The sequence below is a fragment of the Affinundibacterium flavidum genome (assembly GCF_014284175.1).
GTDB classification, from domain to species: domain Bacteria; phylum Pseudomonadota; class Gammaproteobacteria; order Burkholderiales; family Burkholderiaceae_D; genus Undibacterium; species Undibacterium flavidum.
Window position 1 is genome coordinate 224,179 of the sequence record NZ_JACOGA010000001.1, and the last position, 21,879, is coordinate 246,057.

A 21,879-nucleotide genomic window follows, 5' to 3' on the forward strand; every position below is an offset into this window, starting at 1 on the left:
CATTATTTTTACCATAGTTGATGGAGGTAATGAGGACTTGCCTTGTTTGTTGATGTTTGTTGAAGCTTGTTAAGATTTGTTGAAGTTATTCTTTCGCGTTAGTATAAGTCCAATTAAATGGATTTCGTTCCGCTGATTTTACGTTTCGTCGCAAGCTGTTTGTTTCTGTGCTGTGTGAAGTTTAGTATTTGCTTTTATCGAACGTCTTGCTTGTGCATCCTACCAATTAGCTCGCATCAAGCATATCGATCATGTTCGTTTCAATAAAAAAAGCCGGCACATTTATGCATTATCACTGGCGCGAGCCACTGTGTCTTTGTTCAACCTAACCTGAAAATGAACAAATAATGGAACAAATATCCGAAAAAGTAAGCACCATAGCGGCCTCTAAGCCGTTTCCAGAATTCAAACCCGTCGCTGATAATGAACGCATACAAGCTTTGGACGTCGTCCGTGGTTTTGCTTTAATCGGTATTTTCTTCATGAATGTGGAGTGGTTTAACCGTTCCTTTTTAGATTTTGGTTCAGGCATTCCGGCTAGTGCTACCGGCATCGATTGGCTCGCAACTTACTTTGTCAATTTCTTTGTCGCTGGCAAATTCTGGACGATTTTCTCCCTGCTGTTCGGTATGGGATTTGCAGTGATGCTGACACGTTCGGAAGAGAGCGGGCGTGCCTTCGTGAAACCCTATATTCGCCGTATTGTTGCCTTGGGCGTCTTTGGTTTGCTGCACACCATTTTGTTATGGCCTGGCGATATTCTCTACAGCTATGCATTCACTGCCGCAGGATTGTTAATCGTGTTGTTTGGGCAATGGAAATGGGTAGTGGCAAGTCTGTTTGCTTTGATCGGCATATGTTTTATTCCTGGCATGAATTCATTTGGTGTTGTGGTTGGCGGTATTGCTTTCATGGGCTTAATCGCGCTGTTTATCCGGAATGAAAAAATCGTGAATTTCCTTGGCAAAAAAATGCCATTGTTTTCCGCGATTGCGACAGGAATCGCTTTATTGATGACAATCGCTGCGATTGCAAGTTGGGTCTTGCCACCTATGAAAGAAGCGCGCAATGGCTTAACTGGTGGTTCGGCTGCATTTTTCATTATGGCTTATTTGTCAGCGAGATTTCATCAGCCAGCAGAAGCGCGTTTTTGGCGCGCAGGCGCTTTGATTTATAGTCTGCCATTCGTCATTGGCGTGGTGTTTGGTATCATCGCTTATCAAAAACCAGTTAGCAGCGTGTTTAATTCGCCAGAAGCTGTGAAGCTCGCAGCTGAAAAAATGGTGATTAAGAATGCAGAAGAAGCTGCCGAAAAAGCGGCGAAGGCAAGCGGGAAACCGATTCCTAAAAAGCTTGAAGTGAAAGACGATAAGAAAGTCGTGAAGACGGATGATCAGAAAAAAATTGAACGTGATGCCGACACGATTAATCGCATTCAAGAGAATAAGCAAAAAATGGCAAAAGATGTCGCTATATTGTCTAAGGGCAGTTATACCGATGTAGTTAAACATCACTGGGACGAATTTTTAGAAGGACCATTTAATGCTGCTGGTCAGGCTTTTGCAGCGATTGCTTTGTTCTTGATGGGGGTGTGGTTTGTGCGCGCCAAGATCATTACTAAAGCAGCCGATAATTTGCAATTATTCCGTCAAATCGCGATGTTTGGATTGCCAATCGGTTGGGGCTTGAGTGTATTTGCTAGCAGTATCGCAGTGAGTCATACGCCGGGTGTGTCCGGTGATGGCTGGCAGTTGACGCAAATGTTATTGAATTTAGGGAACTTACCAACTTGTTTGGCTTATGTGAGTATTGTTGTCTTGATGGTGCATAGCAATTCAGTGTTCTCAAAAATCAAAGTATTGGCACCGTTTGGACGCATGGCATTGACCAATTATTTAACGCAATCATTAGTGCAAGCAAGTTTCTTCTATGGTTGGGGCTTGGGTAATTTTGGTATGGGTCGTGCGCAACAACTCGGTTTTGCCATCGCAGTGATCTGTTTGCAAGTCTTGTTTAGTCACTGGTGGTTAGGTCGTTTCCGTTACGGTCCTATGGAATGGGTGTGGAGAGCGATTACCTATTGGCATATTCCTGCCTTGAAAATTGAACGTGTCGCATTGAACCATCAAATGACTTAATTTCTTAATGAATTGAAATAAAAAAGTCTAGCCTTGATACCCATTCAGGCATAATTAAGTTGTTAGTAAAAAGCGCTTCGATCTCGATTGAAGCGCTTTTTAACATTTTTGAGCCCATCGATCTGTATCCATTGAATGAGGAGCATTATGCACAACGAGATTATGCAGTCCGACAACAGTTCAGCCCAGGCTACATCAGTAACACCTGAAACATCGAAAGATACTCTTGCTCCAGTTGCCGCAACCGAAAGGATTGCTGTATTGGATGTTATTCGTGGCTTTGCTTTAATCGGCATATTTTTGATGAATATTGAATTCTTCAATCGCCCGGTCGGTGATCTCGGTAACGGTATGCCAGCAGGTCTTAGCGGCCTGAATTGGTTAGCAAGTTATGCCATCGCCTATTTTGTTGCAGGAAAATTCTGGACGATCTTTTCGCTCTTGTTTGGAATGGGATTCGCGCTGATGTTGACGCGCAGCCAGACCAAAGGACGAGCCTTTTTTCAAATTTACCTAAGACGTCTGTTTGCTTTAGGGATTTTTGGAATTTTGCACCACGTCTTGATCTGGCCTGGCGATATTTTATATAGCTATGCAATCGCCGCTTGTGGATTGTTATTGATCTTGTTTGGTAAACCTCTCTGGATTTTTGCGGCTGCGATTTTGTTAGGTCTACTGTCAGCCATTCCTTCCATTAATCCTCTTGGTGCCTTCGCTGTTGCTCTCGCTATTTATGGCTGTATCGCATTGCTATTGCGCAGCGAAAAAACTTTAAAAATTGGTGGTAAATCTTTGCCCGTGATTACGGTCGCATTTTGTTTATTAGCTTGTTTATTATTGCTGACTGGCTTGGTGTCTTTTGCAGTTCCTGCGATGGCAAAGATGCGCGGCGCGTGGGTCTTTGGCATATTGTGTTTTTTATTGGGATATTTATTGGCACGTTCGCATCAGCCTGTAGAAGATAGACCGTGGAAGATTGGTAGTTTGCTGTATTGCTCCTTATTTTTTTCTATGGCGATGGGCGGCGCTGCGCAATATTTTGGCGCGGGGCAAGCTAATACTTCAGGTGCAAAAGCCGATAGTGTTCAGACGATGAATGCTGCTGCATCTGCGTCTTCACCTTCATCTACGTCGGCAGCTGCTTCGATTGCCGTTGCGGCCTCGAATTCTGACGCAGCCTTAATTTCAGCTTCAATCCCAGCCTCCGCTTCCATATCAAGCAGTGTCGCATCTCCGGCAAAATCGAAAGCGACTGAACTTGCAGATCAAAAGAAAAAAGAAGCAGAGCGACTCAAGAAGAAAGAAGAGAATAATCGTTTAGAAGCACAAATTTTAAGTAAAGGAACTTACCTTGAAGCTTTGAAATTTCGCGCGCATGAATTTGCAGAAAAATGGGCTGAGGTAGCAATTTTCAGTGCATTGATTAATTGTATGTTTTTGATCGGCTTTTGGTTTGTGCGTTCTGGTGTGATGGCAAACACGGGTACGCATTTGCCCATGTTTAAGAAATTAGCCATGTTCGGTTTGCCGTTCGGCATCGGTTTAGGTGTCTTGGGTAGTTTGCTGTCCACCGCGCCAGTTCAAGGTATGGAGAATGATCCTTATCTATTAGCGATGGGTTTGCTGTATCTGGGGAACTTGCCTGCTTGCTTGGGCTATGTCAGCCTCTTAGTATTAATGTTGCATAGTAAAGGCGCATTTTCAAAAGTGGCGGTGTTGGCGCCTTACGGGCGTATGGCGCTGACGAATTATTTATCGCAATCTATCATTTGTTCTGCAGTTTTTTATAATTATGGATTAGGATATTACGGCATGCAACGCGCACATCAAGTGGTGTTTGTGGCGGTAGTGGTGATCTTGCAAGTCTTGTTTAGCCACTGGTGGTTGAGCAAGTACCGTTATGGCCCGATGGAGTGGCTGTGGCGTGCGATTACGTATTGGAAAGTGCCAGCATTCAAGAATTAATTCAGGCCCAGCGCTGGCGCTTGTCTTAACTTCAAAAATTCAGATGCAAAAAACAAGGGCAAGGTCGACGACCTTGCCCTTTCGTTTTTCTTGGAACTAATTTGAAGCTTTTGGACTATTTAGACTAAACAAGCCAACTAAGCCAACACCTTACGCAACCAGTTTCCTATGTCTGTGATTTCTTGCGGCGACACTGAGTGCTGCATCCAATAATCATGCCATTCAACTGGATAGCCAAGGCTGACTAACAGCTCACGTGACTGCTGCGCTCTTTGAATCGGGATCACAGGATCAACCGTGCCATGCACTAAGAAGATAGATGTGGTTTGATTCGCAGTGTGTCGTTCAGCTGCTACTTTATCTGCTAATGGAACATAACCAGATAAGCCCATGATGCCTGCCAGTTTTTGTGGGTGACGTAAGCCAGTCTGCAAACTCATCGCGCAGCCTTGCGAAAAACCCGCCAGAATGATTTTGTCAGTGGGAATGCCGCGCGCATTTTCACGCGCAATCAAGGCTTCAATTTGTTGTTGCGAAAGGCGTAGACCGGCTTCATCTTCGCGCTTATTGATGTCAGTGCCAGCGGCAGCGATGTCATACCAGGCACGCATGATGTAGCCACCATTTAAGGTGACTGGAATTTGCGGTGCATTCGGAAATACAAAGCGAATTGCGGGACAATTACGCAGATCGAGTTCTTTAACAATCGGCACAAAATCATTGGCGTCGGCACCCAGACCATGCATCCAGATCACTGCGGCGCTTGGATTGACACCACTTTCAATTTCTACTGTTTCTAAGAGTTCAGTCGTCATGATTTATTTAGAAAATTTTACACTTCAGAAGTTTTTACGCGTAGTGCGGATTTTGGTCGAAATACTTTGCAGACCGCCTCATGTGTTTCGACATAAGGGCCACCAATCAAATCGATACAGTAAGGCACGGCAGCAAAAATTCCGGCAACCAATTGCTTGCCATCAGCGTCTTTTAAGCCTTCTAAGGTTTCTTTGATTGACTTCGGCTGACCAGGTAAATTTAAAATTAATGCAGCGTGATCCTTTGCTTCGCGGATCACTGCAACTTGGCGCGACAAGATGGCGGTCGGGACAAATTGCAAACTGATCTGACGCATTTGTTCACCGAAACCTGGCATTTCCTTGGTCGCAACGGCGAGCGTCGCTTCTGGTGTGACATCGCGTCGTGCAGGGCCTGTGCCACCGGTCGTAATCACCAAGTCACAGCGAGCCTGATCGACCAAGTCAATTAAGGCTTGTTCGATCGCTGGTCGTTCGTCTGGGATCAAACGCGTTTCCATTATCCATGGCGTGCTGAGCGCAGCGCCGAACCATGCTTGCAAGGCGGGCAGACCTTGATCTTGATATACGCCGCTGGAGGCACGGTCAGAAATAGAAACGAGTCCTATACGGAGTGGACGATCTAAATCAATTGTTGTCATCTTCAGAATCTTCGTCGTTTTCTGCGTCATCGTCGGATGCAGTAGCGGCTTTATTTTTAGCCTGAATTTCTTTCAATATCTGGAAGATTTCACGATAGGCTTTTGGCGGTTTGTTTTCCGCTTGTTCTTTGCGTGCATTGCGAATTAAGGTGCGCAAATGCTGTACATCGAGCTCAGGATTTTCTGCCATCAATTCGGTCAGCGCTTCATCTTTCGCCAGCAACTTTTCGCGTTTGCGTTCTAGCGAATGCATGGCGGCTGTCTCGGATTTGGAGGCACCTTTCCAGCTATCGATGGTTTTTTGAATCAGCGCAACTTCGGCTTCATCTAAGGTACGCATCTTTTTACCAACAAATTGCATTTGGCGACGACGGCCTTCGTGGTTGGTGATGTTCTGGCATTCCAGAATAGCGTCGCGGACATCTTCTGGCATAGGAACGCGTTTAACGCGATCACGTGCAGAATCCACTAACTCTTGCCCCATTTTTTGCAGGGCGGTCATTTGACGCTTGAGTTCGGATTTGGATGGACGGTCGTATTCTGGTTCAAACTCGTTGGACTGATAGCCGCAAGAGCCTCGATTCGGATTTGGCATTGGTAAATCTTCTATAAACTTATTGAAACGACTGCTATGATACTCTCTTTATCCTTTCAGCTAAAGAAACAGAAGCTATGTCTAAACCAGTTTTTACCCATACTCAGGATCAATTTAAACAAATTACCCAGGATATGCTGCGCATTGCCCGTGACAAAGGTGCAACAGATGCGGCGGTAGAAGTCAGCGAAGGCGGTGGTTTGTCGATTAGTGTACGTAAAGGCAAGGTCGAAACCATAGAGCAAAATCGCGACAAAGGCATAGGAATCACGGTTTATGTCGGTAAGAAGCGCGGAAATGCCAGCACTTCTGATTTTTCTATGAAGTCTTTAGAAGACACTGTTGAGGCCGCTTACAACATCGCGCGTTTTACGGCCGAGGACGACTGTGCAGGTTTGCCGGACACCGAGATGCTAGAAATGCATCCGCAAGATTTAAAGTTGTTTCACCCTTGGTTAGTGACTGCCGAAGAGGCAATTGATCTGGCTTGCCGTACCGAAGCCGCTGCGTATGCGGTGGATAAGCGCATTACCAATTGTGAAGGCGCTAGCGTTCATGCACAGCAATCGCATTTTGTGGCAGCGAATTCTCGTGGTTTTGTGGGTGGTTATCCGTTTTCCCGCCACACGATTTCGGTTGCGCCGATTGCAGGCAAGGGCTCTAAGATGCAGCGTGATGACTGGTATAGCTCACATCGCAATCACAAAAAAATCGCCACGCCTGAAGCAATTGGCAGCTATGCGGCAGAACGTGCATTGGCACGTTTGAACGCTCGCACGATTGATACGCGTAAATGTCCCGTTTTATTTGAAGCACCTTTAGCAGCAGGTTTGTTGGGTGCTTTTGTGCAAGCCGTTTCCGGCGGTGCTTTGTACCGTAAATCGACCTTCTTGCTCGATACTTTAGGTAAGCAAATTTTTCCGAATCACATTCAAGTATTGGAAGATCCGCATGTCTTAGGTGCAGTGGGTTCTTCGCCATTTGACGACGAAGGTGTTAAGACTTTGAAGCGCGAAGTCGTGACGAATGGCGTATTGAATGGCTATTTCCTCTCGACCTATTCAGCGCGTAAATTAGGGATGCAAACGACCGGTAATGCTGGTGGTTCACATAATTTGAATTTGATTTCTAGTCTGACGAAGCGCGGTGATAATTTTGCGCAAATGTTGAAGAAAATGGGTACTGGTTTATTGGTAACAGAATTGATGGGGCAGGGTGTGAATTACGTGACCGGTGATTATTCACGTGGCGCTTCTGGCTTTTGGGTTGAGGACGGAGTCATTCAATATCCGGTCGAGGAAATCACGATCGCTGGCAATATGCGTGAAATGTTTCAAAACATGGTTGCGATAGGAAATGACACTTTGACCCGCGGTACTAAAACTACTGGTTCGATTTTGATTGATGGTATGACGATTGCCGGAAGTTAAGTCAAGATCAAATCCAGTGTGAATGAAGTACTAAAGCATCGCAATGCACAACAGTTGACGATTGCTTAAAATGTAAGTTGTTAATAGAATATGCTGAAATTTTGTAAATGTTGATTTGCCAAAGTAGGTTTATCAATTTCTTTTGTTCACTAGTTTTTACTAATTAAAAATGGAGATTGCATGGAACGTCGTTCGTTTTTGAAAAAAGCAGCTGTGGGTGCAACGGTCGCCAGTGCAGCTGCGCCAAGTTTGGCTGCAGATGCCTTGCCGACCTTAAATTGGCGCCTGGCTTCAAGTTTCCCTAAGAACTTAGATACGATTTACGGTGCCGCAGAAACCTTTTGCAATCGTGTAAAAGAATTGACGGATGGTAAATTTAATATTCGCCCTTATGCTGCACCTGAATTGGTACCTTTTAATGCAGTGTTAGATGCAGTTAAAGACGGTACTGTAGAAATGGGACACACAGCGTCCTATTACTACTATGGTAAAGATGCGACTTTCGCTTTTGATTGTGCCGTGCCATTTGGTTTGAATTCGCGTCAGCAAAATGCGTGGATGATGCATGGTAATGGGATGAAATTGATGCGCGAGTTTTTTGCCGAGCACAATATCGTCAACTTCATGGGCGGTAATACTGGCACACAAATGGGTGGCTGGTTCCGTAAAGAGATTAAGAGCGTCGATGATTTGAAGGGCTTGAAATTCCGGGTTGGTGGATTTGCCGGTAAGGTTTTGGCAAAGCTAGGTACCGTGCCAGTGCAGGTCGCTGGCGGGGAAATCTATACTTCACTAGAAAAAGGGGCGATAGACGCAGCTGAGTGGGTTGGTCCTTATGATGACGAGAAACTAGGTTTCAATAAAGTCGCGAAGGTGTATCACTATCCGGGTTGGTGGGAAGGCGGCGCGCAGTTGTCGTTTTATGTCGGCAAAAAAGAGTGGGATAAATTACCTAAGTTGTATCAGGCTGCGATTGAAACGGCGAGTTTGGAAGCACACGTGAATATGCAAGCGAAATACGATGCGCGTAATCCATCTGCTTTGGCACGTTTAAATCAGAGCAAGATCGTTTTGAAGCCTTTCCCACAAACCGTTATGGAAGCTTGTTTTAACGCGGCACAGGAAGTGTTTACAGAAGAAGCCGCAGTTAATCCTAAGTTTAAGAAGATTTATACAGATTGGGTTGCTTTCCGTCAAAATCAAACAACCTGGTTTAGTTTTGCAGAAGATACTTTCTCACGCTTTAATAGCATGCATAAGCTTAAATAAGTTGATGTAAATTGCTTGCAATTGGTCGTAAAAAAACCGTTTAAACGATGTATTCGTTTAAACGGTTTTTTGTTTTATCTGATGACCAATCGAATGACTACTCTGATCAATTAAAGCGTGTGAGCAGGTGTCGCCTGAGTCTCACTTTGATCTTCTTTGCTAGGCTCACTCTGTGGGTCTAAGGATGGATCTGAAGGTGGATCTAAGGATGGGTTTAACATCAGCGGCTCATTATCCGGCACAGTCAGGTTGAGCTGTAGCTCTTCTTTTTGCGCTTCCTTGCTATCGACCGATACTAGACTTGGGAAAGTGATAATCAAGGCTACCATGATAATTTGGGCTAGTACAAATGGAATCGCACCCCAATAAATATCGCTGGTCTTGACGGATTTTGGTGCTACTGAGCGTAAGTAAAATAGCGCAAATCCAAATGGCGGATGCATAAACGAGGTTTGCATATTCACACCTAATAAAACGCCGAACCAGATTAAATTAATCCCTAATTTTTCAGCCACAGGTCCGACTAGAGGCACCAAAATAAATGCCAATTCAAAGAAGTCGAGGAAAAAAGCTAAGACGAAGAATAAGATATTGACGACGATCAGGAAGCCGATTTGACCACCTGGTAAGCCTGTCAGCAAATGTTCGACCCAGACATCACCATTGATGCCACGGAATACCAGCGAAAAGACGGTAGAGCCGATCAGAATAAACATGACAAAACTGGATAGGCGCGAGGTCGAATCGAGCGCTTGTTTCGCGAGTTTCCAATTGAGACGTCCATTCATCAATGCCAGTACAATTGCACCGAAAGCACCCATGCCACCGCCTTCGGTTGGGGTCGCAATACCCAAGAAAATCGTGCCAAGTACCAGGAATATTAAAGCGAGCGGTGGAATTAACACAAAGGTGACTTGCTCTGCCATCTTGGACAGCAATCCGATTTTTAAGCGGCGATTGATAAACGCGAAGCAGAATGCAAAGCCGATGCCGACACTGGCTGCATAAATGCCCAATTCATCAGCAGCGATCTCTGGATGCCCGTGTTTGAAATAACGTGCAAAAGCGAATGCTGCACCAGTACTGGCGATTAATAATAGGATCAAAGAAACCACGCCACTATCACCATTTGGCTGACGTAAATTACGCGCTTCCGGTGGTAAGGCGGGTACCCATTTAGGACGTACGAAGGACAGTATTAAAATATACGCTGCGTACATTGCCGTCAGTAATAAGCCTGGTAAGAATGCGGCTTGATACATATCGCCGACAGAACGACCTAATTGATCTGCCATCACGATCAGTACCAATGACGGCGGGATAATTTGTGCCAATGTACCAGATGCCGCGATCACGCCAGAAGCAACCTTTTTGTCGTAGCCATACTTGAGCATAATCGGTAGTGAAATCAAACCCATAGAAATTACCGAGGCAGCCACTACGCCAGTCGTCGCTGCAAGTAGCGCACCAACGAAAATCACTGCGTAGGCAACACCGCCACGCAGTGGACCAAAGAGTTGGCCTATGGTGTCGAGTAAGTCTTCTGCCATTCCTGACCGTTCTAAGATCAAACCCATAAATGTAAAGAAAGGGATTGATAACAGGGTGTCATTCGACATAATGCCGTAGATGCGATTTGGTAAGGCTTGTAAAAGTTCAGGCCGTAGCAGGCCTAGTTCGATACCGATAAGGCCAAAAACGAGGCCGTTGGCAGCTAATGCAAATGCGACAGGAAAGCCCGACAGCAAAAACAAGACTAAGGCAGCGAACATGATCGGTGCCAGATTAGCGATTAAGAATGCTTCCATTATTCAGATGCTCCCGTGTCTTGTTGCTTGAGCTTGTCCGCATTCGCGAGGCGGATCGCTTCGATTTCTTCTTCTGGCGTTTTGGCATGCTTATCAAATGCGCTGGCATCGACCAGGCCGCGCAAATAACCTATGCGTTTGATGATTTCTGAGATGCCCTGTAACAGGAGTAGGGCGAAACCGATGGGAATCAAAAATTTGGCTGGCCATTCTATGAGTCCGCCAGCATTGCTGGACATTTCTTGACGGGTGAAGGAGTGGATGGCGTAAGGAGCGCCTAGATAGAGTATCAGACCCGCAAACGGCATGAGAAAGAACAGAAAGCCGAATAAATCTATCCAGACTTGCGTACGCTTGGAAAAGCGTCCGGCGATCACGTCGATCCTGACGTGTTCATTGCGACGTAAGGTGTAAGGCGCGGCCAGTAAAAATACGGCGGCGAACAAGTACCACTGAACTTCCATCCAGCCATTGGAACTGTTGTTGAAGGTGTAGCGTATGAGTGCGTTGCCCGTACAGATCAGCACAGCCAGTAAGAGCGCCCAACTCAGCATACTGCCTACGCCTTCGTTGAGGCGGTCAATTTTTTTCGATAAAGCAATGAGAATTTGCATATATCGTCTCCCTGTTTTAGTTTGTTTTTGGTTTGTTTTGGTTTTACTTCTGAATTTGAGTCTAAGGAATTCAGACCGCTTCAGTGTGTTACATCAATATGTTGCATCGTTGACTGCAGCATGAGTGTCAACATTGGTGCAAACATCAGATTTTAAAACGCCATCACGTCTTGCTGCAGGTTTGCAACAAGACGTGATGATTTACTATTTTATTAATTTGCTATGATAAATGAATTGCGCTGATGTTTGTTGATATTATCAAGTGATCGTTTTGATGGACCGTATTGACTGACCTTATTGATTGAACATATCAAGGTGGTGCAAAGCTTTATCTATGCGGAGATGTTTCTTACTTCGTCAACTGTGTACGCAGACGTGCAATTGCCAAGCGTACTTGGTTTGGCGCTGTACCACCAACATGATCACGTGCGGCGACTGAGCCTTCAAGTGTTAATACCTCAAACACGTCAGCTTCAATTAGGCTAGAGAAAGCCTGTAATTCTGCCAATGACATATCGCTGAGGTCGCAAGCCTTGTCTACGCAAGTACGTACGGCTAAAGCGACAGCTTCATGTGCATCGCGGAACGGTAAGCCTTTCTTCACCAGATAATCTGCCAGATCGGTTGCTGTGGCGTAGCCTTGCAAAGCGGCAGCGCGCATGGCTTCTGGTTTGACACTGATGCCCGTCGCCATATCGGCAAAGATGCGCAGCGTATCAATCAGTGTATCGACCGTGTCGAACAAAGGCTCTTTGTCTTCTTGATTATCTTTGTTGTAAGCGAGTGGTTGGCCTTTCATTAGGGTCAGTAGAGCGATCAGATTGCCGTTCACCCGCCCAGTTTTGCCACGCGCTAACTCTGGTACATCTGGATTTTTCTTTTGCGGCATGATCGATGAGCCAGTGCAAAAACGATCAGCAATATCGATAAAGCCCACACGCGGACTCATCCAGATGATCAGTTCTTCTGACATACGTGAAATGTGCGTCATCACTAAGGAAGCGGCAGCACAAAACTCAATCGCAAAGTCACGATCTGACACCGCATCTAAAGAGTTGTGGCAAACATCGTCAAAACCTAAAGTACGAGCCACACGTTGACGATCTATCGGAAAAGTCGTGCCAGCCAAGGCAGCCGCACCCAAAGGCAGGCGATTAACACGCTTACGGCAATCGACCATACGCTCTGCATCGCGACCGAACATTTCTACATACGCCAAAATATGATGACCAAACGTGATCGGCTGTGCGACTTGCATGTGTGTAAAGCCAGGCAAAATGGTGTCGCTGTGCTTTTCCGCCAGATCTAATAAAGATAGACGGAAAGCGCCGATCAAATCGATGATGTTGTCAATCGCGCTGCGCATGTAGAGGCGAATATCCGTCGCGACCTGATCATTACGCGAGCGGCCTGTGTGCAGACGTTTGCCCGCATCACCGACCAGTTCAGTTAAACGTTTTTCGATATTCAAATGTACATCTTCTAAATCCAACAACCACTCAAATTTGCCTGACACTATTTCTGCGCTGATTTGTGCCATACCGCGTTGAATATCGGCATAGTCTTGTGCAGTGATAATGTTTTGAGCTTGCAGCATTTCGGCATGTGCCAGCGAACCCTGGATGTCGACAGAAGCCATACGATTGTCGAAAAACACTGAGGCCGTATAGCGTTTCACCAAATCAGAGACAGGTTCAGAGAAGCGTGCTGACCAAGCCTCGCTTTTTTTAGAAAATTGTGATGTCATAGTGGTTGTAAGTGGCTGTAAATTAATATAGACGATGAAACCATGAAATTTTTACTGACGACGGGTAATAGTTCTGGATGGTGATGGCGCTTATCTGGATTTGATCAAGCTCTCATCAGATCGTTTCTGCGATTTTGTCGCGCGATATTCTCGTTGATGTTGTTAATATTGTCGTATTTGTCAGTAAAATTAATTCGTGGTGTAAAGAGCGTCGCAGATTATACCGCGACTCGACTAAGACTTCTGACTTTGACAGCATAATCTTCTAACTGTGCTTGATATTGTTCGAAAGTGCTTGAACGTGCATGATCTGCATAGATTTAGCTAAACGAATCATAGATCGTCTCGATTTCGTTGACTGTTCGTTCTTGTTTGATTTTTGCTCGTTAGGGCTTCGGTATACATGCAGATAAAAAAAGAAATTCCTCAAGTAGACATTTTCATTCCTGATTGTTGCAATTTGGGGATAGTTGTACGGACTCTAATCGCCGTGAATGTGTTAGTTCTATTTTGTTTGCTCAGTCGTGGGCAAGGGTGGGGGCAAAATTTTCAAGATTTTATTGAAGCCTCGATGTTGGTAGAGTTGATTTGTCTGAGCTCTTTGCTGGCATTGTGTGGTTTTCGGCGTTTAACCGAGCGTGAGCATGTTGCAGCGTGGATGCAGAGGATAGTCTGTGGAACTGTGCCCGCCATTATTGGTTTTGTTGCGGTGCTAACTCTCAATCGGTTGGAGTGGTTTGCTTACAGTTTTCCGAATTTGGATTTGGTGCAAATGACTTTGTTTTGTTTTCTTATCGGATTGTGCCTGCAGCACTATTTTGAAATGCGTACCAAAGCTTTTTCTCCGGCTTTAGGGGAGGCACGTCTGCAAGCGCTACAAGCCAGAATACGTCCGCATTTTTTATTTAATAGCTTAAATGCTGTACTGTCACTGATACGCACGGAGCCACGGCGGGCGGAAACCGCTTTAGAAGATTTGGCAGATTTATTCCGCGCTTTAATGCGTGACACCAGAAATTTGACCACTCTGCGTGAAGAAATAAGTTTGTGTCAGCAATATCTGGCGATAGAAAAAATACGTTTAGGTGATCGTTTGCGAGTCGAATGGGAGATTCAAAATCTGAATGAAGTGGAATTGAACAGTACGAAAATGCCGGCTTTGTTGCTGCAACCTCTGTTGGAAAACGCGATTCACTACGGCGTAGAGCCAGCGAGTAAGCCAAATCCGGTGCAAGTCATTATCCAAAAACGATTGGATAAAATTGAAATCAAAGTCATAAACACCTATCATCCTCACGCACAACTGTCAAAAGGAAATCACATGGCTTTGGAAAATATACGCCAGCGTTTGACTTTGCTTTACGATATTGAAGCGCAATTACAAACCACGCAATTCGACGATCAGTTTGTCGTGCAATTAATTTTCCCTGAAAACACCTGATGCCCATGACTAGTCTACGTATTTTGATTGTTGACGATGAAGCGCCCGCCAGAGAGCGGATGAAGACTTTGATTGCGGATATTCAAGCAAGCTGCCCTTGTGAGTTGGTGGCAGAAGCGGCAGATGCGCAGACCGCTTTGGATATGCTGGTTGCACAAGCAATCGATATCTTATTGTTAGATGTGCAGATGCCGGGCATGACTGGCATAGAATTGGCGCAACATATTGCTGACGCTGGACTGCCTTCGCAGCCTGCTATTGTATTTGTAACTGCCTATGACGAATATGCTTTGCAGGCATTTGAAGTGCATGCGATGGATTATTTGTTGAAACCAGTCCGTGCCTCGCGTTTGCAAGATGCGCTTGAGCGCGTGAAAAATTTTCGGCAGCAGCATAGCTCACAAGTTCAGCAAGCGCAGTTGCGTGAATCACTTAAAAGTATTCCCAAAGTTCGGCAAAATTTTTCTGTACTCGAAAAAAATCGAGTATTGCTGATCCCTGTCCGTGATGTCTTGTTTTTGAAAGCTGAGCAAAAGTACGTGACAATACAGACCCGTGAGCGCGCTTATTTGACGGAAGAGTCTTTGGTATCGATAGAGTCTGAACTCGGCGAAGTCTTTGTGCGTGCGCATAGAAACGCGCTGGTAGCACGAGATGCGATTGTTGGCGTAGAACGAGCAACGCATCTCAGTGAGATACATGCAGAGACTGATAAGGTCGAAAAGGCGGATACTGAACGAGCGGTAGATGCCTGGCAAGTAATTATTCGGGACACTGCTGAGCGATTGCCTATTTCACGTCGGCAGTGGCCTGTGATCAAGAGCTTGGTTCGTTGAGTTTGTGGTTTGATTTTGTTTGATTTGTTTGATTTGTTTGATTGAGGAAGGTAATCCAGACATCTAAATTACAAGATGTCTGGATGAACAAATCATTGAATTGGGTTGAATCTTAGCAAGCCGCGTGGTTCACCGTCACCACATGAATCGCCAGACCACCCAAAGAAGTTTCTTTGTATTTTGCCTGCATATCGAAGCCGGTCACGCGCATGGTTTCGATGACCTGATCCAGACTGACGTGATGCGTACCGTCGCTCTTTAATGCTAAAGAAGCAGCAGTAATTGCTTTTACTGCACCCATGCCATTGCGCTCGATACAAGGAATTTGTACCAGGCCGCCAATCGGATCACAGGTCATGCCGAGATGGTGTTCGATGCCGATTTCCGCAGCAGATTCGATTTGTTCATTGGTGCCGCCCAATGCCGCAGTTAAGCCTGCCGCTGCCATTGCACAGGCAACGCCAACTTCGCCCTGACAGCCAATTTCAGCACCGGAGATAGAAGCATTTTTCTTGCACAGCATACCGATTGCTGCGGCGACTAACATAAATTCGCGTATGCCCTTGACTGGATCGCTAGGGTGACAATCTTGTGAGTAATATTTGATGATGGCAGGAATGATGCCCGCAGCGCCGTTGGTTGGTGCAGTGACGACACGGCCGCCTGCTGCATTTTCTTCATTGACTGCCATCGCGTACAAGCTGACTTTGTGCATGCCATCGTGTGGCAGGCTGTTATGTGTTTCATTAGCTGTTAGCCACAGCTTGGCGGCACGACGCTGTACATGCAAGCCACCTGGCAATTCACCCGTGATTTTCAAGCCGCGTTCTATGCATGAATTCATCACCGCCCAGATTTTATCCAGACCTGCATCGAGTTCCGCTTCGCTGCAATGACTGAGTTCGTTGGCGCGCAAGAGTGCTGCTAAAGAGAGTCCAGTGCTTTTGCCATGTGCCAATAATTCTGCCATAGTGCCAAAAGGATAGGGTACGCTGACCGCGGGTACCGCTACCGTACTCGCATTGGTATTTAATTCTTCTTCGGTGTAGATAAAGCCACCACCAGTGGAATAGAAGGTTTGACTATGTTGACTGCCATCGGTACGTGTCAACGTAAAGCGCAGGCCGTTAGGGTGACCTGGCAATACTTCTTTTTTATGCCAGAGCACATCATCCAAAATATCGAAATCAACTTTGACACGACCAAGTAAATGCATGACGCCAGATTGCGCCAGCTCAGCCAGCTTATCATCTACGGTGTCGGGAGCTACGTCTTGCGGTGTTTCACCCATCAAACCTAGTAAGACCGCTTTGTCAGTGGCGTGACCCAGACCTGTCAGTGCAAGTGAGCCGTATAAGGCCACTTGTACTTTGTGTGCCTGATCTAAATTCGGACATTCCAGCAAAAAACGACGCGCCGCAATCATCGGTCCAACTGTATGAGAACTAGAAGGGCCGACGCCAATTTTAAACAGATCAAACACACGCATATCCATGCCAATATTCCTTATTTCGAGACCACAATAGAAAATGTTTTACTAATGAAACGATCTCTAAATCAGAATATTTTCATTCCGATTAGCTGGAAACTTTCACGTTTTTCAGCATGTCTGTTACCAATGCAGGGAGATCAATTTCTGCCTTCCAACCCCAATCTTTGAAAGCGGCTTCATCGTTCAAACTTTGAGGCCAACTTGCAGCGATTGCCTGGCGGCTATCCGGCGCGTAGTGTACCTGAAAGTTTGGTAGGTTTTTAGTGATTTCACTTGTGAGTTCTTGTGGGTTAAAGCTCATACCACTGACGTTATACGAAGAACGAATTTTGATATTCTCTATCGGTGCATCCATCAGGCTAATCGTCGCACGAATTGCGTCTGGCATGTAAATCATCGGCAAAGATTGTTGCGCTTCGAGGAAGCAAGAATAAGCTTCACCTTTCAGTGCAGAATGGAAAATCGCAATTGCATAGTCGGTTGTGCCGCCGCCTGGGGGGGATTTGTAACTGATAATACCTGGATAACGAATGCTGCGTACATCAACGTTGTACTTCTGAAAGTAGTATTCGCACAGACGTTCACCAGCCAGTTTGCTAATGCCGTAAATTGTGTTCGGATCCATCACAGTGTATTGCGGGGTGTTGACGGCTTCTGTATTCGGGCCAAATGCCGCGATAGAGGATGGCCAGAAAACTTTCAAAGGTTTGCCTGCTTCACCACGGATACGTGCCAACTCCAAAATATTTAACAAGCCATCCATGTTCAAGGTCCAGGCTTTCAATGGTGCTTTTTCGCCAGTCGCAGACAGTAAGGCCGCGAGTTGATAGACCTGAGTGATTTCATATTTATCGTGAATTTCGGCCAAGCGCTCGGTATTCAATACATCTACTACTTCGTAGATATTTGCGCCGTATAAACTGCTAGGGCTGATATCCGCTGCGATCACATTCTCCGCACCATGCTGCGCCGCTAATGCATCGACCAATTCGCTACCGATTTGCCCGTTGGCACCGATGACTAAAATACGTTCCATTTTCTTTCCTGACTATTCGATTGACTGTTATTTCTTTTCGCCGCAGAGGCGCAGAGAACGCAGAGGTGTTTTTCAAAAAACTAAATCTGCGTACCGCGCCTTTGCGCTTAATGTTTTTTGTAGATTTACTTAATTAAACCCAATTCACGACCCGCTTGCGCAAATGCTGCGAGCGCTGTTTCTAATTGTTCTTTGGTGTGTGCCGCGGATAACTGCACGCGTACACGCGCCTGTCCCATAGGTACGACTGGGTAGAAGAAACCAGTGACAAAAACGCCGAGTTCGTACATGCGTGCCGCAAATTTTTGCGCCACTGGCGCATCAAATAACATGACAGGCACAACTGGGTGCGTACCGGGCTTGATCGTGAATCCCAGTGCTTGAATTTCTTTACGGAAGTACGCGGTATTTTCATGTAGGCGATCACGCAATTCAGTGGACTTGGATAAACGGTCTAATACCGCTAAAGACGCGCCAGCAATAGAGGGAGCGAGGGTATTTGAGAATAGGTAAGGGCGTGATTTTTGACGCAGGGTGTCGATGACTTCTTTGCGCGCTGCGGTAAATCCACCCATCGCACCGCCCAAAGCTTTGCCTAAAGTACCGGTAATGATATCGATGCGACCCATGACATTGTGATGTTCGTGTGTACCGCGACCCGTTTTGCCGAGGAAGCCAGATGCATGGCATTCGTCGATCATTACTAAGGCATCATATTTATCAGCCAGATCGCAGATTTTGTCGAGTTGGGCAATCGTGCCATCCATGGAGAAAGCACCGTCAGTGACGATCACGCGATGGCGTTTGTCCGCGGCTGCTTGCAATTGCTTTTCTAAATCTGCCATATCATTGTGCGCGTAACGGAAACGTGCGGCTTTACATAGGCGAATGCCGTCGATGATAGACGCGTGATTGAGCGCATCGGAGATAATGGCGTCGTTTTCATCGAATAATGGTTCGAATACACCGCCATTGGCATCGAAAGCTGCGGCATACAAAATCGTGTCTTCCATGCCGAGAAAATCTGCAATGGCACGTTCTAATTGTTTGTGTACCGTTTGTGTACCGCAGATGAAGCGCACAGAAGATAGACCGTAGCCGTATTGTTCTGTCGCTTTGATCGAAGCCTGCACAGTTGCTTCGTCACCCGATAAACCCAGATAGTTATTTGCACACAAATTGATTAAATGACGACCATCATCACACTGTACTAAAGAGCCCTGACGGGATGAGATTACACGTTCAGGCTTATATAGCCCTTGTTCACGCAAACTATCCAGATTGCTGGCTAAACCAGTAAAAAAAGAATTCTTCTTGGCGCTCACGCTTGTATTCACGTCGGTGCTCATGTTATCTCCTGATAGGAAAGGGGCTTCTGGTATGATGGAAAAAAGCTGAATTTTGATTCTTGAGACTCACGTAAAACAGACGCTGACGTTGTTGTGTTCGCCTCGCCGTACAATTGTACTGTCTTCGGCTCCACGCCTAGTCAGCGCAATTTTACGTAAGTCTCTTCTAAGTATTCTGCTATATATAAACTCTAAGAAATTTCTTATACTTGAAAATATTCAATATATCGAACTAAAATTCAATATAACGAATATTATCTATGCTCATTTAATTTTGCAAGCGAAACTATGAAAAAAGTGATTGCCCCCGTAATAACACCTGCAACGCCGCCGGAAGTCGGAGCCACCTTACAGCGCTTGCGACTTGATCGAGGTTTAACTTTGGAAGACTTATCCCGCACCGCGGGAGTCTCGAAATCGATGTTGTCGCAAATCGAAAGAGAGAAGGCGAATCCCACCATTGCCGTGGCGTGGCGCTTGGCGAATGCACTTGGTATAGGAATGGCAGAATTACTCACAGCGGAAGTTCCTAAGGTCGATTTGATCCGTATGTTAGAACCTCATGAGACACCGACCTTGCCCGGTGAACATTCAGGTTATGTCTTAAAGATACTAGGTCCGATGGAGCTGGCAGGACGTTTTGAGTGGTACGAGCTGATTTTGGCACCGGGTGGTGCATTGATTTCCAATCCGCATGACCCTGGTACTTCTGAACATTTGACGCTGATCACTGGTAGTGTAGAAGTGGAAGTGGATGGACTCAAGAAGAAATTGAAGGTAGGTGGCACCGCCCGTTACGACGCAGATCGTATTCACGCGATACGCAATATTGGCAAAACAGAAGCAAAAGCGCTGATGGTGGTGACGCACCGTTAAGTATCATTGAGCTGTTGATTACTTAGTGATTGCGGTGGATTATGATTTTGTAAGGATTTTTGCGTAATTTGCCGCAAACTTGGTGAAAGTTTTCGTTTTATATGTCACTTCGTTAAGACTTTACACATGCTCAACTGATCTCCATGGAAAATTTGCCAATTCTTTCGTGGAAAATCGCTTCCATCCGAATTTCCTGCTGCAATGCAAGATATAATTAAGCCGAACCTCTTCTTTGCTTACTTTTATCTTTACTCTCAATCATGCAATACCTGTCCACCCGCGGTTACGCAGCATCCTCTGATTCCTCTGTTTCATTTTCTGAAATTTTATTAGGCGGTTTAGCCCCTGATGGCGGCTTATATTTGCCAAAATCTTATCCGCAAGTAACAAATGAGGAACTCAATGCCTGGCGCTCTCTAAGCTATGCTGAATTGGCGTTTGAAGTTTTACGAAAATTTGCTACGGATATTCCGGAGGGGGATTTAAAAGCGATCACTACTAAGACATACACTGCAGAAGTGTACAAAAACGCACGCCACGATGAATCTGCGCAAGCAATTACACCGCTGCGCACTTTGCAAGAAAAGAATGGCACTAAGTTGGTATTGCAGGCACTGTCAAATGGCCCAACTTTGGCATTTAAAGATATGGCAATGCAATTGCTCGGTAATTTGTTTGAGTATGCGTTAGCAAAAAATCAGGCTGAGCTGAATATTTTTGGCGCAACCTCTGGTGACACTGGCAGTGCAGCCGAATATGCGATGCGTGGAAAGCAGGGCATTCGTGTTTTTATGTTGTCACCACATAAAAAGATGAGCGCATTTCAAACAGCGCAAATGTTTAGTCTGCAAGATGCCAACATTTTTAATATCGCCGTCGAAGGTGTGTTTGATGATTGTCAGGATATGGTGAAAGCCGTCTCTAATGATCTGGAATTCAAGAGCCATCAGAAGATTGGTACAGTCAATTCGATTAACTGGGCGCGTGTGGTAGCTCAGGTTGTGTATTACTTCCGAGGTTATTTGGCTGCGACTAGCAGCAATGAACAAAAAGTTTCTTTCACTGTGCCGTCCGGTAATTTTGGCAATATTTGTGCAGGCCATATCGCGCGTATGATGGGTTTGCCAATTGCACAATTGGTCGTGGCAACGAATGAAAATGATGTACTCGATGAATTCTTCCGCACCGGTGTTTATCGTGTGCGCAAATCGGCAGAGACGTATCACACGACCAGCCCTTCTATGGATATTTCTAAAGCCTCCAACTTTGAGCGTTTTGTCTATGATTTACTTAACGGCGATACGGCACGCGTTGCCGCCTTGTTCAAAAAGGTAGAGACGGAAGGTGGCTTTGATTTATCAGGCAAGCCAGGCAGTGATGGCGATGAATTTAAGAAGGTCGCGCAATTTGGATTTGTTTCAGGAAAATCAGTCCATGCAGATCGCCTGCAAACCATCCGTCAAGTCGAACAAGAGTTTGGTATCACTGTCGATACACATACAGCAGATGGTATCAAGGTTGCACGTGAACATTTGCAAGCCAATGTTCCTATGATCGTGTTAGAAACCGCATTACCAGCAAAATTTAACGAAACCATACAAGAAGCTTTGGGTCGTGATGCAGAACGTCCTGCTGGTTTTGAAAACATCGAAAGTTTGCCGCAGCGTTTTGAAGTCATGAGCGCCGATGTGACCAAGATGAAGGCGTATATTGCGCAGCATACCGGCTTGTGATCAGTTTTTGAGTGATTTGATCCCGTTTGTTGGTCAATCGTATCAAATAGTATTAAGTGGTATTAAAGGGTATTAAATGGTATTAAGAAGGCGG

Annotated in this window: 17 protein-coding genes; 8 read left to right on the forward strand and 9 right to left on the reverse strand. The window is 45.6% G+C overall.

Translation table 11 applies throughout. From position 1 onward, the window contains the following. The first annotated feature begins 347 nt into the window (after window positions 1-347). Window positions 348-2,138 (forward strand): DUF418 domain-containing protein, encoded by a 1,791-nt coding sequence (locus H8K55_RS00945; RefSeq protein ID WP_186940148.1) that lies wholly within the window; start codon window positions 348-350, stop codon window positions 2,136-2,138. Between the two features lie 147 nt (window positions 2,139-2,285). Then, window positions 2,286-4,103 (forward strand): DUF418 domain-containing protein, encoded by a 1,818-nt coding sequence (locus tag H8K55_RS00950; protein WP_186940149.1) that lies wholly within the window; start codon window positions 2,286-2,288, stop codon window positions 4,101-4,103. Between the two features lie 137 nt (window positions 4,104-4,240). Here H8K55_RS00950 and H8K55_RS00955 read toward each other — a convergent pair whose 3' ends face one another. From H8K55_RS00955 to yjgA, 3 genes are read right to left on the reverse strand one after another with little or no spacing between them, the layout of a single operon-like run. Continuing rightward, the gene (locus tag H8K55_RS00955) at window positions 4,241-4,918 is read right to left on the reverse strand and encodes an alpha/beta hydrolase (protein WP_186940150.1); all 678 of its coding nucleotides are present in this window, start codon (window positions 4,916-4,918) and stop codon (window positions 4,241-4,243) included. Between the two features lie 17 nt (window positions 4,919-4,935). Then, window positions 4,936-5,559: a molybdopterin adenylyltransferase gene (gene mog / locus H8K55_RS00960; protein ID WP_186940151.1), complete on the reverse strand. Its 624-nt coding sequence runs from the start codon at window positions 5,557-5,559 to the stop codon at window positions 4,936-4,938. Continuing rightward, window positions 5,546-6,154, reverse strand: a complete 609-nt coding sequence (yjgA, locus tag H8K55_RS00965; RefSeq protein ID WP_186940152.1) for a ribosome biogenesis factor YjgA — start codon at window positions 6,152-6,154, stop codon at window positions 5,546-5,548. Before yjgA ends, mog begins: the two co-directional genes overlap by 14 nt. A 77-nt stretch (window positions 6,155-6,231) precedes the next feature. Here yjgA and pmbA point away from each other — a divergent pair, with 77 nt between their 5' ends. Continuing rightward, on the forward strand, window positions 6,232-7,584 hold the full coding sequence (pmbA, locus tag H8K55_RS00970) for a metalloprotease PmbA (protein ID WP_186940153.1): 1,353 nt from the start codon (window positions 6,232-6,234) through the stop codon (window positions 7,582-7,584). 180 nt (window positions 7,585-7,764) lie between these two features. Further along, window positions 7,765-8,853, forward strand: a complete 1,089-nt coding sequence (locus tag H8K55_RS00975; protein WP_186940154.1) for a TRAP transporter substrate-binding protein — start codon at window positions 7,765-7,767, stop codon at window positions 8,851-8,853. A gap of 110 nt (window positions 8,854-8,963) precedes the next feature. Here H8K55_RS00975 and H8K55_RS00980 read toward each other — a convergent pair whose 3' ends face one another. The 3 genes from H8K55_RS00980 to argH all read right to left on the reverse strand — a co-directional run bounded on the left by H8K55_RS00980 (window position 8,964) and on the right by argH (window position 13,022). Continuing rightward, window positions 8,964-10,661 (reverse strand): TRAP transporter large permease, encoded by a 1,698-nt coding sequence (locus H8K55_RS00980; protein WP_186940155.1) that lies wholly within the window; start codon window positions 10,659-10,661, stop codon window positions 8,964-8,966. Beyond that, entirely contained in the window at window positions 10,661-11,275 is a 615-nt protein-coding gene (locus H8K55_RS00985) for a TRAP transporter small permease subunit (protein WP_186940156.1), read from the reverse strand. The genes H8K55_RS00980 and H8K55_RS00985 overlap by 1 nt, the downstream gene beginning before the upstream one ends. A 349-nt stretch (window positions 11,276-11,624) precedes the next feature. Next, window positions 11,625-13,022: an argininosuccinate lyase gene (gene argH, locus H8K55_RS00990; protein WP_186940157.1), complete on the reverse strand. Its 1,398-nt coding sequence runs from the start codon at window positions 13,020-13,022 to the stop codon at window positions 11,625-11,627. Between the two features lie 496 nt (window positions 13,023-13,518). Between argH and H8K55_RS00995 the strand changes: the two genes are divergently transcribed. Next, window positions 13,519-14,463, forward strand: coding sequence for a sensor histidine kinase (locus H8K55_RS00995; protein ID WP_329604962.1), 945 nt, complete (start codon window positions 13,519-13,521; stop codon window positions 14,461-14,463). Between the two features lie 5 nt (window positions 14,464-14,468). Beyond that, entirely contained in the window at window positions 14,469-15,299 is an 831-nt protein-coding gene (locus H8K55_RS01000; RefSeq protein WP_329604963.1) for a LytR/AlgR family response regulator transcription factor, read from the forward strand. Between the two features lie 112 nt (window positions 15,300-15,411). Here H8K55_RS01000 and H8K55_RS01005 read toward each other — a convergent pair whose 3' ends face one another. From H8K55_RS01005 to kbl, 3 genes are all read right to left on the reverse strand, one after another. Then, a complete protein-coding gene (locus H8K55_RS01005; RefSeq protein ID WP_186940160.1) occupies window positions 15,412-16,794 on the reverse strand; it encodes an L-serine ammonia-lyase in 1,383 nt (460 codons plus the stop codon). An 82-nt stretch (window positions 16,795-16,876) separates the two neighbouring features. Next, the gene (locus H8K55_RS01010; protein ID WP_186940161.1) at window positions 16,877-17,827 is read right to left on the reverse strand and encodes an NAD-dependent epimerase/dehydratase family protein; all 951 of its coding nucleotides are present in this window, start codon (window positions 17,825-17,827) and stop codon (window positions 16,877-16,879) included. Window positions 17,828-17,952: 125 nt separating this feature from the next. Next, the gene (gene kbl, locus H8K55_RS01015) at window positions 17,953-19,176 is read right to left on the reverse strand and encodes a glycine C-acetyltransferase (protein WP_186940162.1); all 1,224 of its coding nucleotides are present in this window, start codon (window positions 19,174-19,176) and stop codon (window positions 17,953-17,955) included. 288 nt (window positions 19,177-19,464) lie between these two features. Here kbl and H8K55_RS01020 point away from each other — a divergent pair, with 288 nt between their 5' ends. Both H8K55_RS01020 and thrC read left to right on the forward strand, forming a co-directional pair. Then, on the forward strand, window positions 19,465-20,052 hold the full coding sequence (locus tag H8K55_RS01020; protein ID WP_186940163.1) for a helix-turn-helix domain-containing protein: 588 nt from the start codon (window positions 19,465-19,467) through the stop codon (window positions 20,050-20,052). Window positions 20,053-20,312: 260 nt separating this feature from the next. Further along, complete coding sequence (thrC, locus tag H8K55_RS01025; RefSeq protein WP_186940164.1) at window positions 20,313-21,785, forward strand: threonine synthase; 1,473 nt, start codon at window positions 20,313-20,315, stop codon at window positions 21,783-21,785. The last annotated feature ends 94 nt before the right edge of the window (window positions 21,786-21,879 follow it).